The sequence below is a fragment of the Pseudoalteromonas sp. A41-2 genome (assembly GCF_015767615.1).
GTDB lineage: Bacteria > Pseudomonadota > Gammaproteobacteria > Enterobacterales > Alteromonadaceae > Pseudoalteromonas > Pseudoalteromonas lipolytica.
This window is the reverse complement of the sequence record NZ_CP065231.1, coordinates 1,499,735-1,519,076: the sequence shown is the minus strand read 5'-3', so window position 1 is coordinate 1,519,076 and position 19,342 is coordinate 1,499,735. Positions and strand designations below refer to the sequence as shown.

Below are 19,342 nucleotides of genomic sequence, written 5' to 3'. Positions count from 1 at the left end.
AATTTAAGGATTCATTCCTTTAAAACGTGACATTAAATTTACCCCTGCTTGGCTGATACTTGAACTCAGACCCACCGCGAGTTTATCCGTTAAGTTCTTTTTAACTTTGTACTTTACTTTATAGATTTGGCGTTCATCCGCTTGGTTTAGCAAGATATCATCACTGGTTTCAATTTTGTCCACTAAGCCTCTATCAAAGGCCTGAGTTGCAAACCAATGTTCACCTGTGGCAACCGAATCGATATCAAGTGAAGGACGTTGTTCACTCACGAAGGTTTTAAATAAACCATGTGTTTGTTCTATTTCCTCTTTAAACTTCTCACGGCCCTTCTCTGTATTTTCACCAAAGAGTGTCAAGGTGCGTTTGTATTCACCAGCAGTGATTTGCTCAAAATCCACATCATTCTTCTTCAAAATTTTATTGAAGTTGGGTATTTGTGCAATAACCCCTATAGAACCGACAATTGCAAATGGCGCAGCAACAATTTCGTTGGCAACGCACGCCATCATATAGCCACCACTGGCTGCAACCTTATCAATTGCAACGGTTAAATGAATACCAGCATTGCGTAAGCGTTGCAGTTGAGATGCAGCAAGCCCATAGCCATGAACCACTCCACCACCGCTTTCTAAGCGTACCAATACTTTGTCTTTTTCTTTGTCAGCAATGGTAAGAATTGCAGTGATTTCTTCACGTAAACTTTCAACTTCATGGGCATCTATACTTCCATTAAAATCAATCACATATAATCTTGGCTTAGGGTCTTTATCTTGCTGCTCTTTGGCCTCAGCTTTTTGTTGTTTAAAGTAGGCCTTAAGCTCTTTTTTAGAGAGCGTATTTTCAATAAAGTTTTGCTTAAGATCAGCCAATTGCTCACTTAAATCATCAATGCTTATCTCGCCTTTCTTAGCCTTTGGCTTAACAGCAGCACCCACAATAATCGCAACGATGGCAGCAACAGCAACCACAAAAGTAAGGGTTTTGGCAAAAAACAAGCCATATTCATATAAAAATTCCAAACACTCTCTCCATTAATTGTTAATTCGCCACAATTTATCATGCTTTAAGGCAAAAAAAAGCCACATTATGTGGCTTTTTACTTAATTGGCGGATTTCACTTATTCTGTGACAACATCCGTATTCGTAACCTGTAGAAATTGACCGCGAGCTGCTAAGAAAGTCCCAATTTGCAGCTGCATTTCAGTGGTCGCTGCTGCACTCTCTTGCGCTGTTGCACCTGAGTCTTCAGTAGGCACAGGTGTTAGCACAGAGCTGTGATGTCCTTTAGTAAACTTAACAACATAACTCATAGGATCTGCGGTAGGCGCTTGTGTTTCAGCCACTGTCGTTAACCCCATAAGCTTTGCAAGAGGCAGACTCCCTGCAATTGGGTTGCTTGCAACCATCGGTGGAATAACTTGGTCTGCTTTATTATCTGCACCATCACCCACAACAACACTCATGTATACTGGTGTACCAAGCGCTGCAACTGCAGATGCATAGTTAGAGGGATCGCCACTGTCTAGTGCGGTTTGTGCTGCAAACGCAAATTGCGTTACTACGCCTTGAATATTAGCAAGTTTTTCGGTTTCACCAGCCATAGTTAATGAACCTACATACTCTTTATATGCACATGCTACAAAAGCCGTTTGATCAGCGGCTAAAGAACCACAATTTGAAAGTGCTTCATTTTGTGAATACGCACTAAACTCAGCCGACTCTTCAATACCAGCAGCAAGTAACACAGAACCTTGTACAAATGGGCCAAACCTAGCTGATTCGATTAAGAAACTAGCAAGACCACCGCCACCCACTGGCCAGTGCAACGCTTTTTACATTAAACAGTGGATCAACTTGTTCATCCAACGGTGAATTAGCAACCGCGATAAATGCAGGCGCCACTACAGAGCCCAGTGAATGGCCAAGGAAAGAGACATCTTGTGCATTAAGATCAGCTTGGCCTGTGAAGTTCAAGCCCATACGTAAACCTAATAAATCAGCTACCGATTGACGTAAGCTATCACGTGCAACTAATAATGACTGCAAGTTCATGTAGCTTAACACCGACCCAGTCGATGCATTAAAATCATCGGTGCCATCGCCATTAACATCAACACCGCGGCTCACCATGTCTTGGGTGATCAATTGCTACAGTCGCAAAACCTTGAACTGATAACTGAGCCGTAATGGCTAACATGTCTTCTTTTTTAGACGTAATACCATGTTGTAAAATAACAATTGGCCAACCACCCTCTGGCATTACAAGCTCATCTTCTCCTAATTGCACTCGGACAGCATTAATTACAGGCAAAATTGGCTTCGTAATTTGCACCGGTACATTAGCCATGCTCTGTGTTTTTGGGATGGTATTGTACTTAGTTAGATGTTTCGTTTGGTCAAGCCCTAAATCACGCAATTTACCACCACTTAGCGCCATACAAAGACCATCATTCTCGCTAATTGGATCCGTTGGAAATGATGCTCCCGCAGAAGACGCATAACCAAGTACTGCCACACCACTGTCACACAACCCTTGCCAATAGGTTGCCGACAAATCACTGACATCAGTCCCCGTCGGTGTACCTAGGTACATGGGTAGCATCACGCTGCCTTTTTGATATTGCACCCCTGCAAAAGCTGGCGATAAACCAGTAATACCCCGTGATGCAAATACTTGCTCAACTGTCATAACAGGTCGCTCTGGGATTTGCACTGTAGGACGCGGTAAAGCGTCTTGGGTTAGGCTGGCAGCTAGCAGTTGTTTAACAGTGCCTAATACTTGACCTGCTGATTGCATTGTCATTGCCGCAGAGTAAATAATGTCATCTTTACTGATTTGGCCACCTGAAGTGACAGCATTTTCATAGCTGTTAATAACTGCTTGAAGTGACTTTTGAGAATCAGTAATAAGCGGTGCTTCTTCACTAACAAGCGCATACGTAGACGAAGGCTCAATTGAACGACCTTCAGAGTCCAACAACGACGTCGTTAATACATTTATATATGTACTACCCGCTTTAAATGGTTTTAGCGGAATAACAGCGACAGAATCACTCGAACCTTGCGTAATAAAATCAACACCAAAAGTGAGTTCTGATACCAGCTTACATGCAATACCTGCAGGTACTTGTGAACAGGTCTCATCAGTTTGACTTGCACCCATCACAACTTCAAAAATACGTACAGCACCAGGCCCCCCCGCCGAAGCGGCATCAAGCGAAACACCTGGAGGGAATGCGAGGTCGATTTTAAACGGAGTCTGTGTTGACCAACCATCGAGTGCACCCAATGCAAGTTGAGGATTAGCATACGCGGCACGAGGAACACTGACATTGTTGTCATCTAATTCGCCAGGGATATTCAGTGTACCGTCTAGTGTGCCACTCATTAATAAGTCATTTGGCACAGAGATAACACCGTTGGCAGGGTCAAACTTAACTGTCGCGCTAGGGATGATAGGAGGGCTGTCATTTTTTACATCTTCTAATGTTTCTCCTCCACCACAGCCGGTAATGACTGATGCAATGGCTAGTGAAAGTAGCAATTTTTTCATAATTTCGCTCCGCGCAAATCTTATTGTTATTGTGTGTTCAAGTATAAAAGTAGTCGCTAGACTGCCTTTAGTTAAGTTAATTTAATGTAATTAGGTTATTAATAAGACATTAGACCAGTTAAAGTTAACGTAAAGTTTCAATTTTCGCCACCTTAATTTGCAATAAATTCGATAACTTGGCTTTTTGCTATGGTAAAATAGAAAAAAATGTAATCAATGGTACTTTTATGCACACATATAAAGCTGCTGAGAATGCGCTAAAAGACAAAGTAATTCTAATAACAGGTGCCGGTGATGGTATTGGTCGCGTTGCCGCATTAACCTATGCAAAGCAGGGTGCCACTGTTATTTTACTTGGAAAAACAACCAGTAAACTTGAAGCTGTTTACGATGAAATTATCAATGCGGGTGGTCCACAACCTGCTATTGTGCCAATGGACTTAAAAGGCGCAACTAAGCAAAACTACCGTGATCTAGCTGCTACTATAGAACAACAATTTGGTAAATTAGACGGACTCCTCAATAACGCTGGAATTTTAGGGTCGCTCGGCCCGCTTGAGCACTTTTGCGTTTCAACTTTCGAAAATATCATGAAAGTTAATGTGACAGCGCAGGCTATGATCACTAAATATATGTTCCCAGTACTTCGTAAATCGCCGAGTGCTTCTGTGATATTCACATCGTCAGGCGTTGGCCGTAAAGGGCGTGAGTTTTGGGGAGCATACGCTATTTCAAAATTTGCAGTTGAAGGGATGATGCAAACATGGGCATCTGAAGTAGGTAAAACTAATACCCGTATTAACTGTATTAACCCTGGTGCAACACGGACAGCCATGCGCGCGTCTGCCTACCCAGGTGAAGACAGAGATAAATTGGCTACTGCAGAAGATTTAATGCCAACCTATTTATATCTGATGAGTGATGATTCTAAAGAAGTGAATGGTCAATCACTTGATGCACAGCAAAAATAAAAAACGCGGGTATTAAACCCGCGCTTTACTGTTCATTAACGGCGCTTAGTTTGTTTAACACGGTGATTATGCTTTTTAACCGCTTTACGAATTTGATTAATCTTAGCGCGCTTCTCTTTACGCTTATCTGGGATTGCAGATAGCTTAGTTTGTGTCTCACGGCCTAGCTGTACGGTTTTACGCAAATAATTCACTGTATCTAGGTCAAGCTCTGCCCATCCACCTTGCGGTAAACGTTTATCAAGTTCTAACTTACCATAGCGAATACGGATCAAACGAGACACTTCAACATCTTGTGACTGCCACAAACGACGCACTTCGCGGTTACGGCCTTCAGTTAATGTCACATTAAACCAACGGTTAATGCCTTCTCCACCCATCGGCTTTATATTTAAAAATTTCGCAGGGCCATCTTCAAGCTCAACCCCTTTAGTCAAATTTCGTAACGTTTCGTTAGTAACTTCACCAAATACACGCGCCGAGTACTCACGCTCTACTTCATAACTTGGGTGCATCAAGCGGTTAGCCAGTTCACCGTCATTAGTAAATAACATTAAGCCAGCCGTATTAATATCTAGGCGCCCGACCGCAATCCAGCGATCACCATCAACACGAGGGAGACGATCGAATACTGTGCGTCGGCCTTCTGGGTCTTTACGTGTACATAACTCACCTTCTGGCTTGTTATACATTAATACACGACAAATACGCTCTGCCTTATCTTCAATTTTTACTACATGACCGTCGACACGAATTACATCAGTTGGTTCAACACGATCACCTAAACGGGCAACCTTACCATTTACACTCACGCGATTTGCATCAATGTATTTTTCCATTTCGCGGCGCGAACCCACACCCGCTCTCGCCAACACTTTTTGTAACTTTTCAGTTTCTACTGTACTCATTCAGATAGTTCTCTCACAGAAGGATCACTCAATAGCTGGTTGATTTTACTTTCCTGAGTATCAGGCAAAGGCGGTAACTCATCTAAACCAGCTAATGAAAAATAGTCTAAGAAAGTGGCCGTCGTTGCATAAAGCGCCGGGCGCCCTGGCACTTCTTTGTGCCCAACAACTCTTATCCACTCTCTTTCTAATAACGTTTTAATAATTCCTGAGCCCACCGTTACACCTCGTACTTGTTCAATTTCGCCACGGGTGATTGGTTGTCGATAGGCAATCAGAGATAATGTTTCTAACAGCGCTCTTGAATATTTAGGCGCACGTTCTTGCCATAAATTCGCAAGCCAAGGCGCAAGGCTTGCACAGGCCTGAAAGCGATACCCACTGCCAACAGCAACAAGTTTTATGCCGCGAGTTTGATAATGCGTTTGAATCTGTTCAATTGCATTATTAATTCTGGGCATTGATACGCTTAACTCAGCCAAAACCGTTTCTTTTAAATGACGTTTAGACAGCGGTTTTCCAGCAACAAAAATCGCGGCTTCTATGATTTCGACAAGCTGTTCATCACTGATACGTTTTGTAGCCATTGCACCTAAAGGTCATTTTATTTCACTAACGCTCTATTATGACAGAAGTCACTGAAGGTTGGAAAATTTATTACTAAAAACCAGCGTAATTTACGCCATGCTTTTGCAGCGTGGATAAAACAGAGACTTTTTTGACAGTTTTAGTCATTAAAAAAGCGCTACAAAGAGCGCTTTTATCATTCAGAGTAAGTTATTGCGTCATTCAGCAACACTCACCTGTTTTATAAACAGTTATTTTCATTAAATTGCTGCGTTTTGGTAGCGTTTTACAAAGTCTGTCACCGCTTCGCCATTACATTTTAATGAATTTAAGTTACCTATTTTCTCACGCACAGGAGTTAAGCCTTGCTTAAGTGCTGTAATACAAAGCTGAGTTTCTTTTTGCTGGTTTTTTGCAAAAACTTCAACCTGCGCTTTTTTTGGAACATGCTGTGAGGGTGCTTTTTTAGCGAGCTCACGAATGTCAGTTCCATTGCATAAAATACTTGGTGAAAAACGTGACATTGCGATGCCATGTTTTGCTGCTTCTTTACGAGCAGCGGTAAACCCTTCATTTGCACTTAAACTACATAACTTAGATTCGATACTGTTGTCTGCAGAAAAGTAGCTCGGGTTGCTTGCTAATGTGCCAAATGAGATAGACGCAATTGAAAGCATCACTAATTGTTTTTTCATGGTTTACCTTTAAGTAGTACATAATTTGAACGGGTGTGTTCGCGCATTATATAAACAAAGATAAGCAGATCAACTGAATTATTTATTTAATTTAATAATTAATAATGAGTTAACAATACCTTTAAGAAGTCAATCAATTGTGCAACATTTATTCATAGTGTTTTTCAAAATTTGCTCATGAATAGCCGTTAGTTTGATGGTAGAATTAACCTACTCGTTCTAAACAAAAATAACTTATAGGTGCACGATGAAGGTAATTTCATTCAACATTAACGGGCTGCGTGCTCGTCTACATCAATTGCAAGCCGTTATCGATAAACATCAGCCTGATATCATTGGCTTACAAGAAATTAAAGTTCACGATGAAGCCTTCCCTCTCGAAGACGTGCAAAAAATGGGTTATCACGTTTATTTTCATGGTCAAAAAGCGCATTACGGTGTAGCTATGCTGTGTAAGCAAGAGCCAAAGTCTATTGTTAAAGGTTTTGCAACAGATACAGACGAATCACAGCGCCGTATGATCAGCGTAACTGTGGCGCAAGAAAATGGCCGTGACTTAACGGTAATGAATGGTTACTTTCCGCAAGGAGACAACATTGCTCATGAAACAAAATTTCCTTATAAACGTCAGTTCTATAAAGATTTAATGACGCATTTAAATGATAACCACACGCCAGATCAAGATGTAATCGTGATGGGAGATATTAATATTTCACCGACTGACCTCGATATTGGTATCGGTGAGCCAAATCGTAAACGTTGGTTAAAAACCGGTAAATGCTCATTTCAACCTGAAGAGCGTGAATGGCTAGCCACATTATTAAATTGGGGTTTTAAAGACACGTTCCGCGAACTTTACCCTGAAAAAACAGAGCAGTATTCGTGGTTTGATTACCGCTCGAAAGGGTTTGATGACAACCGAGGACTGCGTATCGACGTTATTTTAGCAACTCCAACTCTTGCTGAGCGTTGTGTCGAATCTGGTATCGATTACGAATTACGTGGAATCGAAAAGCCATCAGATCACGCCCCAATCTGGTCTTCTTTTGACGCATGATAGAGCAATTGCAATGGCAGCTCCCTTTGTGGAGCTGTGTGGCTTTCATACTTTGGCTTAGCTTTGATAAAAACAGCTTTGCACAGCTATTGGCAACGCCAATCAGACAAGTAGGTGTGCTTGCCTGTGCACTTGTGCTTGCTGTGCTGTGGCGTATAAAAGCCGGTATTTTACCTGGCCTCGAATTGCATATACTAGGGGTCAGTGCCGTTACCCTTATTTTAGGCTGGCGGTTGGCAATTTTTGCAAGTGTACTGGCAAGTGCCTTGTTGATTTTAGTGGCTCAGTTGCCCATAAGCCTTCTGCCGATTCACTTACTTTTCACTGCCTTTATACCCATTTCGCTCAGCTACCTGTGTTTTGTGCTTTGCTATACCTACTTACCAAAACACTTTTTTATCTATATCTTTTTCTGTGCCTTTTTAACTGCTGCACTCATCGCCTGTATTAAAATACTCACCAGTGGCATGCTCTATTACGTTATGGGTGAATATAGCTTGATTGAAATTTCGCAAAACTACCTAATTTTATGTGCCATAATTTGGTTTCCTGAAGCGATGCTCAATGGCATGGCTATTACCTTATTGATCACCTATCGCCCACATTGGGTTAAAACCTTTTATGATAAGGACTACTTAGACTCATGAGTCTTCACTACCACTGCCCGCTTTGCAAACACGCACTGACTTTAACTGATAAAACATATCGCTGCGTGAATAATCACAGCTTTGATATTGCCAAAGAAGGCTACGTAAATTTATTACCCGTACAAAATAAAAAGTCGAAGCAACCGGGTGATAACCTCGACATGGTACAAGCGCGCCGCGCCTTTTTATCTGCTGGCCATTATGGCTTTTTACAGCACGCTATTGCTCGCTTAGTCTCTAAATTAAAACCTGTGTCAGTAATAGATCTTGGCTGTGGCGAAGGGTTTTACACCCAAGCGATAGCGAACTCATCGAATGCAACAGTGTATGGGGTCGATATTTCGAAACCGGCAGTGAAATATGCCGCAAAACGCTATGAAAATGCCCATTTTAGTGTCGCATCAATTAGCCAATCGCCCTTTGCAGATAGTGAAGCTGATGTACTGGTAAGTGTCTTTGCCCCGCTTTTTGCAGACGAACTCGCGCGCCTAGCAAAACCCCAAAGCACATTGATTGTGGCAAGCCCCGGCCCATGGCACCTTAAAGAGTTAAAGTCGTTTATTTACGCAGATGTTAAACCACATACCCAGATAGAAGCGCCCAATGGTTTTAGCACAAAATCGACAGAGCTACTTGAGCAACAAACCGTATTAAGTGTTGAAGACATTAAGCATTTGATAATGATGACGCCATTTGCGTGGAAATTTCGCCCTGAACATTGGCAAGAAATAGAACAAAAAGGCCCGCAAACAGTGACATTATCATTTTATGTGAGCCAGTTTATTCGTGACTAAAAGTGTTCTTTTGTGAAGGCTTTGTCCATTTTTTCGAACATATCTTTTAGCAGTTGAGCCAAATCAGAATAGCGTGGTTTTTCAGTCGTTAATTGCGACTGGTAACCATGCGCTTTCATTTTACTATGAAGCTCTGTGTACCAGTTAAACATTGCAGGCTCTAACCGAGTTTCTGCGCGTTTACCTAACCACAACAAACCTTGCAATGGTAATGACAGAAAAAATAATGCAATTGTAATTGCTTGTGGGAAAAATTCACTGCCTAAGTAGTTTACTTGCATAAACACAGTCAGCATTGCCAGTATAGGCATTACTGTAATGGCAAGCTCAGTGGCTTTTATCACTTTAAATTCAGCAAACAAGGGAGCAAGCTCTTGTCGCATAGGCCACTTTTTGGCGTATTGGCGACCTGTTTGCACTTGTGACATGACACTTTTTTGCATCATCACTCCTAGGTTTTCATACTGTTTCACATGTGAGTGTAACACACTCCCGGACACAATCCCTGCAAAACCTGTCCTAGTTTTTTGTTAATCAGGCTAACGTTTAACAACTAAATGAGATAAAATATTATCGGCACAAGTCAACAAGACTTTAGTATAATTACGACCTAACTCTGTTAAGTGTAGCAACAAAATATGTTTTTACTATACTGGCACAGAACACTAATTATCAAGCCGTACTCACTCTGATATTGTATTTTTAGGACTCAGCTATGCCTTTGCAACCTTGCTCACCACGCCATGTTTTAGTATTAAACTGTGGTAGTTCAAGTCTAAAGTTCGCCATTTTAGACGCCACCACCTCCGACGAAATAATTTCTGGTCTTGCTGAACGATTAGGCTCAGAAACACCTTCAATTAAGTACAAATACAAGGGCAACAAGCAAGTTATTGAACTAGCAAATGGTCAAGCACATGACGCGGCAATCGCTGAGTTAGTTAATCTGGTGAATAGTTTAGGTTTAGCAGACAACCTAATAGCTGTCGGGCATCGTGTTGTTCACGGTGGAGAACATTTCACCGAGTCAGTGCTAATCGACAACGATGTATTATCTGCGATTGAAAAAACGGCAGCCTTAGCCCCCTTGCATAACCCTGCAAATTTACTTGGTATTCGCACTGCGCAGCAGGCATTTTCAACGCTGCCACAAATTGCAGTATTTGATACCGCTTTCCATCAAACAATGCCAAATATTGCTTACTTGTATGCCCTACCTTACTCGTTATACAAAGAGCATGGCGTGAGACGATACGGCTTTCATGGTACCAGCCATTTCTATGTAGCGGGTGAAGCGGCAAAATTACTTGGCAAAGAACGCGAACAAACCAATGTGATCAGTGCTCATTTGGGTAATGGCTGTTCTGTGTGCGCCATTAAAGATGGCAACAGTGTTGATACCAGTATGGGCCTAACCCCCCTTGAAGGCCTTATGATGGGCACGCGAAGCGGTAGCATTGACCCGGGTTTATTTACGTTTTTAACCCAGCAACTTAACTATTCTGTACAAGAAATTGATGATCTACTAAACAAACAAAGTGGTCTATTAGGTATCAGTGAGTTATCTAACGATTGTCGCACAATTGAAGAAGCGGCTGTTGCTGGTCATCAGCAGGCTAATCTTGCGCTTGATATTTTCTGCTACCGATTAGCAAAACAAATAGCCGCATTTATGGTGCCTTTGCAGCGCCTAGACGCGCTGATTTTTACCGGGGGTATTGGTGAAAACTCAGACATCATTCGCAAAAAAGTGATCACACAATTAGGCTTTTTAGGCCTTATTTGTGATGATCAAGCAAATTTAGCCGCACGCTTTGGTCACGCAGGCTTAATCACACAAGGTGATGCCTTTACAAAAGCCTTTGTTATTCCAACCAATGAAGAATGGGTAATAGCAAACGACGCAGCACGCATTGCGAAGGAGTGTTAATTATGGCTCGCAGAATAATGTTGATCCCTATTTCAACAGGGGTTGGTTTAACATCCGTTTCGGTTGGTTTAGTACGCGCACTTGAACAAAAAGCGTTAAAAGTAAACTTTTTTAAACCGATTGCACAGCCTCGTTCAGGTGATACAGGCCCCGAGAAGTCAACACAAATTGTGACTCATGGCTCCCCCATCACTCCACCTAAGCCTTTTGATTTAGCCTATGCTGAGCAAATGATTGGGGATGGTAAGGGAGATGATCTACTTGAAGAAATTGTTGAACGCTTTGAAAACACCATAAAAGAAGACGAAATTGCCATCATCGAAGGCATGGTGCCAACGCGACGCCAGCCTTATGCTGGGCGAGTAAACCGTGAGATAGCGCAAACTCTTGGGGCTGATATTGTCTTTGTGCTAACCCCAAGCAACGACAGTAATGACCAAATTGAAGACCGCTTAGAAATTGCTTCTGGTAACTACGGCGGAGTCAATCACCCTCGCGTATTAGGCTGTATTTTTAATAAAGTGAATGCCCCACTTGATGAAGAAGGCCGCGCACGTGCTGACCTTGTTGAAGCGCATGAACCTGAGCAACTTGAAAACGAATTAAACCGTTTAGCTTCATTGCCTATCTTTAGAAAACACCCATTTAAATTACTTGGTTCAATTCCGTGGGATTTTGATCTTGTTGCACCTCGCGTTAAAGATTTATGTGAATACTTAAAAGCGGAAGTCATTAATGAAGGTGATATGGCACACCGACGTTTACGTCACGTTACTTTTTGTGCTCGCACGGTCTCAAATATTTTAAACCATTTTACCCCAGGCGTCCTTTTGGTTACGCCCGGTGACCGCTCCGACGTACTCGTTGCTGCGTGCTTATCAGCAATGAATGGTACAAAAATTGGCGCTATATTACTCACCGGTGGTTTTAAACCTGAAGACCGTATTATGCAGTTATGTGAGCAAGCAATGGACACTGGTTTGCCTATTATTGCCACAAAAGAAGACACTTGGCGCACTTCATTGCTGCTGCACAACTTTAATATGGAAGTGCCGTGTGATGATGACCAACGTATCGATAAAGTGAAGCACCATAACGCCAGCCACATCGACTCTGACTGGCTAGACAGTCTTGCGAAAAGCGTCGGTCGCACCCGAAAAATGTCACCGCCAGCGTTCCGTTTCTTATTAACAGACAAAGCACGCCAAGCGAACAAAACGGTTGTGTTACCCGAAGGTAATGAGCCACGTACAATTAAAGCTGCCGCAATTTGTGGCCAACGCGGGATTGCCAAAACCATTCTCCTTGGTGATAAAGAAGAGATTTTACGTATTGCACAACAGCAAGGTGTTGAGCTTAACGACCATGTAACCATTGTTGAACCTAAAGATGTGATCAACGAGTATGTTGCACCAATGGTAGAAATTCGTAAAAGCAAGGGCCTAACAGAAGTCGTTGCACAAGAACAACTGCTTGATAACGTTGTACTTGGTACGATGATGCTCGAACAAGGCAAAGTAGATGGATTAGTATCAGGGGCCGTTAATACCACTGCTAATACGATTCGCCCGCCATTACAACTTATTAAAACAGCACCAGGCTCGTCATTAGTATCATCGGTGTTTTTCATGTTGTTACCTGATCAAGTGCTAGTCTATGGTGACTGTGCTATTAACCCTGACCCAACGGCTGAACAACTCGCCGATATTGCGATTCAATCAGCTGACTCTGCCGCTGCATTTGGCATTGAACCCCGTGTTGCGATGATCAGTTACAGTACTGGCACATCAGGTTCAGGAGCTGATGTTGAAAAAGTGCGTGAAGCCACCAAGTTAGCGCAGCAAAAACGCCCTGATCTCATCATTGACGGTCCTCTTCAATACGATGCCGCAATTATGGAAAATGTCGCAATTAAGAAAGCGCCTGACAGCCCTGTTGCGGGTAAAGCAACTGTCTTTGTGTTCCCAGATCTTAATACCGGTAATACAACCTACAAAGCCGTACAACGAAGTGCAGAACTCATCAGTATTGGGCCTATGTTGCAAGGTATGCGTAAACCTGTGAATGACTTAAGTCGCGGTGCATTAGTTGACGATATTGTCTACACAATTGCCCTTACGGCGATTCAAGCAAAACAGGCAGAAAGCTTACTAAAATAACCCCTCAAAAATTAGGCTAGTTTATAATTCACTTATAAATTAGCCTGTTACCTTCTTTATACTGAGCTATTCCCATATTTATCCACAGATTCTGTGGACAACCTTCCAGCCCCTCTTTGACTAAAAACACGGCAACTAAATTTATTGCGCTTTAACTTACTCGTATTTATATATACTATAAATTTAAAGGCGACCTAGATAGGATTACAGATGTCAAAACAAACGCTACAGCTTCATAGCACAGAACTTACGATTCATAGCCTTGATGTCAATGACACAATTGATCCTGCCTTACTTCAACAAGCCATTTTTTTTATTGCTAAAACTGCTGACGAATTATCGATTGTTTGTCCGAGTAGTTTTGAACTTCAAAGCCTTGATCAAGAGACTGATTGGCTAGCACTTGAAGTGATTGGTCCATTGGGCTTTTCACTAACGGGGATAATGGCAAATATTTCTGGGGTATTAGCAAAAGCCTCTATTTCAATTTTTGCGTTATCAACGTATGACACTGATTATGTATTGGTAAAAAAACAAAGTATGCCAAAAGCCATAACTGCGCTAAAAAAAGACGGCTACCATGTACTCGGTGAGCAAAAGTAACCCCATGAGTAACGACGTAAAATACTTGCCAGAGCGTACGCTAAGAAAAAGCCAAATAATGGCCATTAAAAGCCCTTTTAGCGGTCGGGTAAAACCAATAACAGAACACCCTGAGCCCTTTTTTCGGTTTTCGACATTGGGTCCGGGGATTTCTGTTGAGCTCACAAGCCATAACATTATTGCACCGTTCGATGGCACCTTATTACAAGTTAAAAATGCGGGTAAAGAATACCTATTACAAGCAAACAATGGCCTGAAAATTTTAATAAATTTATATTTTTCATCTGAAGATGATCACATTAATCACACCAACATTGCTAAATTAAACGGCAATAAAATTTCCCAAGGCGAACGCTTAGCGTATTTCGATTTACGTGAATTAACGCGCCCAATGATAGGCACACTGTGTGTGTTGAATGCTGCAAACCTTGGACCGCTTTATTTTTCGTTATCTCAGGTCACCGCTGGGGTAGATACATTACTAACAGTAACTAAAAAGTAGAATTTATGACGATCATGTATGGTATCAGCAATTGCGATACAATTAAAAAAGCCAAGAAATATTTATCTGATAAAAATTATGACTTTACTTTTCATGACTATCGAAAAGACGGCATTAGTATCGACCTTATCACCGAATTTGCACAACATATAGACTGGCAAGAACTCGTCAATAAGCGTGGCACAACCTACCGTCAACTCACTGATGAGCAAAAACAAAATTTAGATAAAGAAAGCGCTTTAGCACTCCTTGTCGCGCAACCAGCAATGATAAAACGTCCAGTACTGATTCATAACGGTCAGTATCATTTAGGATTTAAAGCTGCTCAATACGACGAGATTTTTGCCTAATGACTGATCCCGTTATTGAATTAGCCCAAGCACTCATCCAACGAGAATCGGTCACCCCTGACGATGCAGGCTGCCAAGCGCTTATGAACGAACGCTTAGAAAAGCTAGGGTTTAATATTGAGTCGCTATTTTTTACCGACACGCTTAATACGTGGGCAAGAAAAGGGACTGAATCTCCCCACTTTTGTTTTGCCGGACATACCGATGTTGTCCCGACAGGCCCAGAAAAAAATTGGCAATTCCCACCTTTTTCAGCCCTTATTAAAGACGGTATGCTTCATGGCCGTGGTGCTGCAGATATGAAAGGCTCTTTAGCAGCAATGGTTATCGCAACTGAGCGCTTTGTTGCTAAACACCCTGACCATAAAGGCTCCATATCATTTTTAATCACCTCTGACGAGGAAGGCCCATTTATCAATGGTACAACCCGAGTGATTGATACACTCGAAGCACGTGGTGAAAAGATTGATATGTGCTTGGTCGGCGAACCGTCTTCGCGTGATGTGCTCGCAGATGTTGTAAAAAATGGCCGCCGAGGCTCTCTCACAGGGTTTTTAACTGTCAAAGGAGTGCAAGGACACGTTGCCTACCCTCACCTTGCTGAAAACCCCATCCATTTAGCTGCCCCAGTTCTTGCAGAACTGAGCCAAACTCAGTGGGATGAAGGTAATGCGTTTTTTCCAGCGACCAGTTTCCAAGTATCAAACATTAATGGTGGCACCGGTGCCGGCAATGTCATCCCTGGTGAGTTAGACATTCAATTTAATTTTAGATTTAGCACCGAAGTAACCTATGAAGAACTACAACAACGCGTTGTTAAAATTGTTGAAAAGCATGGCTTAAACTACGAATTAAGCTGGATTGTTAATGGCTTACCTTTTTTAACCGACCACGGTCCGCTCGTCGACGCAACGGTAAACGCCATTAAACACGTTACGGGTCGCGATACTGCACTTGAAACCACAGGCGGTACGTCTGATGGACGTTTTATCGCACAGACAGGTGCCAAAGTCATTGAACTTGGTCCTCGCAACGACACAATTCATAAAGTGAATGAATGCGTGAGCTGTGACGACCTCATTCAACTTGCAAAGATATACGAAACCATTCTCGAGCAATTGTTAACATGAGTCAGCCCTATTTACTGCAATGCGTTACAGGGTCAAGTAGCTCACATTTAGTTGAGCTGCAGAACCACCGTTTACATGCAGATATTGTTACCGACTTTTTAGCATTACAACAAGGCGCTAAAAGGGCTGGAATTGAGCTTAGAATTGCCTCAAGTTTTCGTGATTTTACGCGCCAAAGTGCAATTTGGAATGCTAAATTTAAAGGCCTTCGCCCTGTTTATACCCTTGAACAAGAAACCGTTGACCTATCGGCATTGAGCGATGCTGAAAAATGCCACTCAATTATGCTTTATTCAGCCTTACCCGGCGCGAGTCGACATCATTTTGGTACCGATTTAGATATTTACGACACTGCAGCCATCAGTGATAGTTATCAACTGCAATTAAGCCCAGAAGAGTATTCAACTTCTGGGCCATTTGCTAGATTAACAGCGTGGCTTGATGATAATCTCGAGAAATATGGCTTTTTTCGTCCATACCGAGAGTACATGGGTGGCGTTGCACCTGAACCATGGCATATCAGCCATATAGCGCAGTCAGCAAACATGATGAAGTACCTTTCTATCGACACATTACAACAGCGCATAACTGAGAGTGACTTATGTGGCAAAAAAGCCATTTTATCCGAGTTAAACAGTTTATATGAACGCTATGTATTAAATGTAAATAGCCCACAATAAGTTACGTTCTCACTGGCCTTTTTGCTAATAGAAACACCATAACAGCGCCAAGAATTAAGGCGCTGGCTATCACTAACCTCATGGTTAATAGCTCATTTAAAAATACCACACCAGCAAACGTTGCTAGTACAGGCACAATAAGTTGAACAACGCCTGCTTGACTGCTTTTGAGTTTAGGTAACACTAAGTACCAAATACTATACCCAACCCCTGATGCCAGTGAACCCGAGGCTATAGCAAGCCAAATGCCGGTAGGTGATAAAGCGTGCCATTGCATCGCCACTAACAAAATGAGTATGGGTACGAGCATTAAGCTCCTAAGAAAGTTATACGCGGTTGCTTGAAGAGGCGCTTCGCATGTTTTTCCTCGAATACTGTATATTCCCCAAGCAACACCACTGACAGCCATTAACACCGCGGGTAATAAGGATGGAACCGTTGCAGAGGGTAACATTAGATACACAAAGCCGGCAAAAGCAACAATGAGTGCGCCCCACTGCAATTTACGCAATGGCTCTTTGCTAATAATACTGTGCCCTATCATCGTCAATTGCACTGCTGAGAATAATATCAGCGCCCCCGTTCCCGTGTTTAAATTAACGTAAGCAATTGAAAAGCACAGCGCATACACAAACAAACTCAATGCACTTAGGTTATTACCTTTGTCCACAACGGTCATCGACTTAACTGATTTAACCTGCCATTTCATTAACAAAAATAAGGTCAATGCACCACTTACTAAACGAATGGCAGTGAAGCTCAAAGGGTCAATATCACCACTTTGTAAAGCCATTCTGCACAATAAAGAATTGGCGGCAAAAGCGCACAAAGCCATCAAGGTATAGAACACAGTGGTTGGCAAAATACAGATATCCTTTTGATAATAAAATACAAGACCGTTCTAAACGTAAATCACTTACGATTTTTTACATAATTTATCATAGACGGTTAAGTCGCGTATGCTACTCTGATTACATTGTCTTATAGGAGTATTCAGTGCATCGACATTTATTTATTGGAGCTGTTTTACTGTTATCTGGTTGCAGTACCATAGGTATTACTGATCTATTCCAAGATTATGCAACACAGTTAAGGCCAGTGCGCCAAGCTGTCAGCCAAAATGATATCGACACAGCCAACCAACTATTACCTAGTAACAGTTCAATGCACAGTAACTATTTGTTAAATCAGCTGGAAACTGCGCGGTTAGCGTTTTTATCAGATCAGCACTCTGAGGCTAACAGCACATTTGAAGCTGTTTATATGAATATGGAAAAAAAGCGCCAAGCTGCAAAACTACAAATAAGCGCAGGTCTTGAGCAAAGTAACGCATTATTAACCAATGACTCAGTCATTAGTTATGAACCACCCGCGTACGAAATGACTATGTTGCATAGCTATAAAGCGCTTAGTTATGTATTTGAAAACCAATTAGAATCGGCTTTAGTAGAAATAAGGCGTGCAAACAAAGTACAAGAAGATGCACTGAAAGATAATCAAGCTGAGCTCGATAAACGCACTGAAGAAGCCGCCGCTGGCTACCCCGACATGACCACGCTAATTGGTGATGTGAAGAACGGTTTTCAAAATGCTTTTACGTTTTATTTATCGGGTATGCTTTATGAGGCGAATAAACAATTTGATGATGCCTATATCGATTATAAAAAAGCCCTAGAGATAAACACCGATAATACATATTTACAACAAAATGTATTACGACTCGCTAAAAAACAAGGTTTTGATCAAGACTTTGAAACTTTTAGTCAGCGTTTTGGTAAGCTCAATGAGGTCAACGCCAATCAAGGTCAGGTTATTATTATTGCCGAGCAAGGCCTGATCCCTGCTAAGCAAGAATATAATTTACGGTTACCCATTTATACTTCGCGTGGCGATGCGCGTTTTTACAGTATCGCCATGCCCGTATACAGTGACGTGCCTTATGTGAGCTCACAAAAAAATATCACGGTCTCGGGTGAAAGTTTAACACTCACGCCGATAGTTCGGCTTGAGTCACTTGCAGCGAAAACATTGAAAGATCAAAGCGCGGGCAGAGTTTCACGACAAGTTTTGAGGCTAGTGGCAAAAGAAAAAATGCGTGCAGAACTTGCCAGAAGTGGTGGTGATGTCGGCAATATTTTAGCGAATATATATAACCTTGCCTCTGAGCAAGCAGATACTCGCAGTTGGTTAACTTTACCAAATCAGTTAAGTATCGCACAAACAGCAATGACCCCTGGTAATCACTCTCTGTGGGTGTCAGGGCACGGAAAAATTGACTTTGCGGTTAGTAAGCAGGGGTTAACCTTTGTCTACCTAACCTTTATTAATAACTACTTTGACTCACATGTAGTCCAACTCTAGGAGCAATAATGAAATATTTAGTGCCATTACTAACCCTATTACTCGTTGCGGCTTGCTCCTCTCGCCCAACCACCTCTGGTATCGGTGTCGAGCAAGCATCACAACAATATAATCAACAACTTATTGTTAATAACCCTGAACTTGGTAACAAGCTTGCGATTTCTGATGTAAAAACTCGCCAAACCAATGGCTTAACCGATGTGGTTGTGACATTAGCAAGTCAGTATAAAAAGTCTCAATATTTACAATATCAATTTACTTGGTATGACGCCGATGGGTTTGTCATAAAAGGCAATCACTCACCATGGCAAGCAATTACCTTGTTTGGTTTTGCAAAAACACAACTACCGGGCTTAGCCCCAACATCTGATGCAGTCACCTTTTCGCTTGCTGTTCGTGAAGTCTCAACAGAAGCACAAGAATTCGAAGATTAA

The 19,342-nt window shown here is 42.0% G+C and carries 19 protein-coding genes and 1 pseudogene; 13 read left to right on the top strand and 7 right to left on the bottom strand.

Annotated features, from left to right (window positions below):
- Positions 1-3: 3 nt before the first annotated feature.
- Both sohB and IT970_RS07020 read right to left on the bottom strand, forming a co-directional pair.
- Positions 4-1,020 carry a protease SohB gene (gene sohB / locus IT970_RS07025; RefSeq protein ID WP_065979832.1) on the bottom strand — a complete coding sequence of 339 codons (1,017 nt, stop codon included), beginning with the start codon at positions 1,018-1,020 and terminating at the stop codon, positions 4-6.
- Positions 1,021-1,119: 99 nt separating this feature from the next.
- Positions 1,120-3,554, bottom strand: a pseudogene (locus tag IT970_RS07020) (VolA/Pla-1 family phospholipase).
- Positions 3,555-3,781: 227 nt separating this feature from the next.
- Between IT970_RS07020 and IT970_RS07015 the strand changes: the two are divergent.
- Positions 3,782-4,525, top strand: a complete 744-nt coding sequence (locus tag IT970_RS07015; RefSeq protein ID WP_196857709.1) for a YciK family oxidoreductase — start codon at positions 3,782-3,784, stop codon at positions 4,523-4,525.
- Positions 4,526-4,560: 35 nt separating this feature from the next.
- Here IT970_RS07015 and rluB read toward each other — a convergent pair whose 3' ends face one another.
- The 3 genes from rluB to IT970_RS07000 form a co-directional block, all read right to left on the bottom strand.
- Positions 4,561-5,433, bottom strand: a complete 873-nt coding sequence (gene rluB, locus IT970_RS07010) for a 23S rRNA pseudouridine(2605) synthase RluB (protein WP_036968876.1) — start codon at positions 5,431-5,433, stop codon at positions 4,561-4,563.
- Positions 5,430-6,020, bottom strand: coding sequence for an SMC-Scp complex subunit ScpB (gene scpB / locus IT970_RS07005; protein WP_036968879.1), 591 nt, complete (start codon positions 6,018-6,020; stop codon positions 5,430-5,432). The genes rluB and scpB overlap by 4 nt, the downstream gene beginning before the upstream one ends.
- A 240-nt stretch (positions 6,021-6,260) precedes the next feature.
- The gene (locus tag IT970_RS07000; RefSeq protein WP_036968882.1) at positions 6,261-6,695 is read right to left on the bottom strand and encodes a hypothetical protein; all 435 of its coding nucleotides are present in this window, start codon (positions 6,693-6,695) and stop codon (positions 6,261-6,263) included.
- A gap of 247 nt (positions 6,696-6,942) precedes the next feature.
- Here IT970_RS07000 and xthA point away from each other — a divergent pair, with 247 nt between their 5' ends.
- From xthA to IT970_RS06985, 3 genes are read left to right on the top strand one after another with little or no spacing between them, the layout of a single operon-like run.
- A complete protein-coding gene (gene xthA / locus IT970_RS06995) occupies positions 6,943-7,752 on the top strand; it encodes an exodeoxyribonuclease III (RefSeq protein ID WP_065979830.1) in 810 nt (269 codons plus the stop codon).
- Complete coding sequence (locus IT970_RS06990) at positions 7,749-8,399, top strand: energy-coupling factor ABC transporter permease (RefSeq protein ID WP_118844215.1); 651 nt, start codon at positions 7,749-7,751, stop codon at positions 8,397-8,399. The genes xthA and IT970_RS06990 overlap by 4 nt, the downstream gene beginning before the upstream one ends.
- Positions 8,396-9,193 (top strand): putative RNA methyltransferase, encoded by a 798-nt coding sequence (locus IT970_RS06985; protein WP_118844214.1) that lies wholly within the window; start codon positions 8,396-8,398, stop codon positions 9,191-9,193. Before IT970_RS06990 ends, IT970_RS06985 begins: the two co-directional genes overlap by 4 nt.
- On the opposite strand, the gene yfbV is transcribed toward IT970_RS06985, so the two are convergent.
- The gene (gene yfbV, locus IT970_RS06980; RefSeq protein WP_036968894.1) at positions 9,190-9,636 is read right to left on the bottom strand and encodes a terminus macrodomain insulation protein YfbV; all 447 of its coding nucleotides are present in this window, start codon (positions 9,634-9,636) and stop codon (positions 9,190-9,192) included. The genes IT970_RS06985 and yfbV overlap by 4 nt on opposite strands.
- Before the next feature lie 272 nt (positions 9,637-9,908).
- Between yfbV and IT970_RS06975 the strand changes: the two genes are divergently transcribed.
- The 7 genes from IT970_RS06975 (at position 9,909) to IT970_RS06945 (ending at position 16,547) form a co-directional block, all read left to right on the top strand.
- Positions 9,909-11,123: an acetate kinase gene (locus IT970_RS06975; protein ID WP_196857708.1), complete on the top strand. Its 1,215-nt coding sequence runs from the start codon at positions 9,909-9,911 to the stop codon at positions 11,121-11,123.
- A 2-nt stretch (positions 11,124-11,125) separates the two neighbouring features.
- Positions 11,126-13,282 carry a phosphate acetyltransferase gene (pta, locus tag IT970_RS06970; protein ID WP_036968900.1) on the top strand — a complete coding sequence of 719 codons (2,157 nt, stop codon included), beginning with the start codon at positions 11,126-11,128 and terminating at the stop codon, positions 13,280-13,282.
- Positions 13,283-13,492: 210 nt separating this feature from the next.
- The gene (locus IT970_RS06965; RefSeq protein ID WP_036968903.1) at positions 13,493-13,885 is read left to right on the top strand and encodes an ACT domain-containing protein; all 393 of its coding nucleotides are present in this window, start codon (positions 13,493-13,495) and stop codon (positions 13,883-13,885) included.
- A gap of 4 nt (positions 13,886-13,889) precedes the next feature.
- Positions 13,890-14,387, top strand: a complete 498-nt coding sequence (locus IT970_RS06960) for a PTS glucose transporter subunit IIA (RefSeq protein ID WP_075593652.1) — start codon at positions 13,890-13,892, stop codon at positions 14,385-14,387.
- Positions 14,388-14,392: 5 nt separating this feature from the next.
- A complete protein-coding gene (locus tag IT970_RS06955) occupies positions 14,393-14,737 on the top strand; it encodes an ArsC family reductase (RefSeq protein WP_036968906.1) in 345 nt (114 codons plus the stop codon).
- Entirely contained in the window at positions 14,737-15,867 is a 1,131-nt protein-coding gene (gene dapE / locus IT970_RS06950; RefSeq protein ID WP_036968908.1) for a succinyl-diaminopimelate desuccinylase, read from the top strand. The genes IT970_RS06955 and dapE overlap by 1 nt, the downstream gene beginning before the upstream one ends.
- Entirely contained in the window at positions 15,864-16,547 is a 684-nt protein-coding gene (locus IT970_RS06945) for a M15 family metallopeptidase (RefSeq protein ID WP_065979825.1), read from the top strand. The genes dapE and IT970_RS06945 overlap by 4 nt, the downstream gene beginning before the upstream one ends.
- Before the next feature lies 1 nt (position 16,548).
- Here IT970_RS06945 and IT970_RS06940 read toward each other — a convergent pair whose 3' ends face one another.
- The gene (locus tag IT970_RS06940; RefSeq protein WP_268260712.1) at positions 16,549-17,409 is read right to left on the bottom strand and encodes a DMT family transporter; all 861 of its coding nucleotides are present in this window, start codon (positions 17,407-17,409) and stop codon (positions 16,549-16,551) included.
- 134 nt (positions 17,410-17,543) lie between these two features.
- Here IT970_RS06940 and IT970_RS06935 point away from each other — a divergent pair, with 134 nt between their 5' ends.
- Positions 17,544-18,908, top strand: coding sequence for a COG3014 family protein (locus IT970_RS06935; RefSeq protein ID WP_065979824.1), 1,365 nt, complete (start codon positions 17,544-17,546; stop codon positions 18,906-18,908).
- An 8-nt stretch (positions 18,909-18,916) separates the two neighbouring features.
- Positions 18,917-19,342 carry a YcfL family protein gene (locus IT970_RS06930; protein ID WP_036968913.1) on the top strand — a complete coding sequence of 142 codons (426 nt, stop codon included), beginning with the start codon at positions 18,917-18,919 and terminating at the stop codon, positions 19,340-19,342.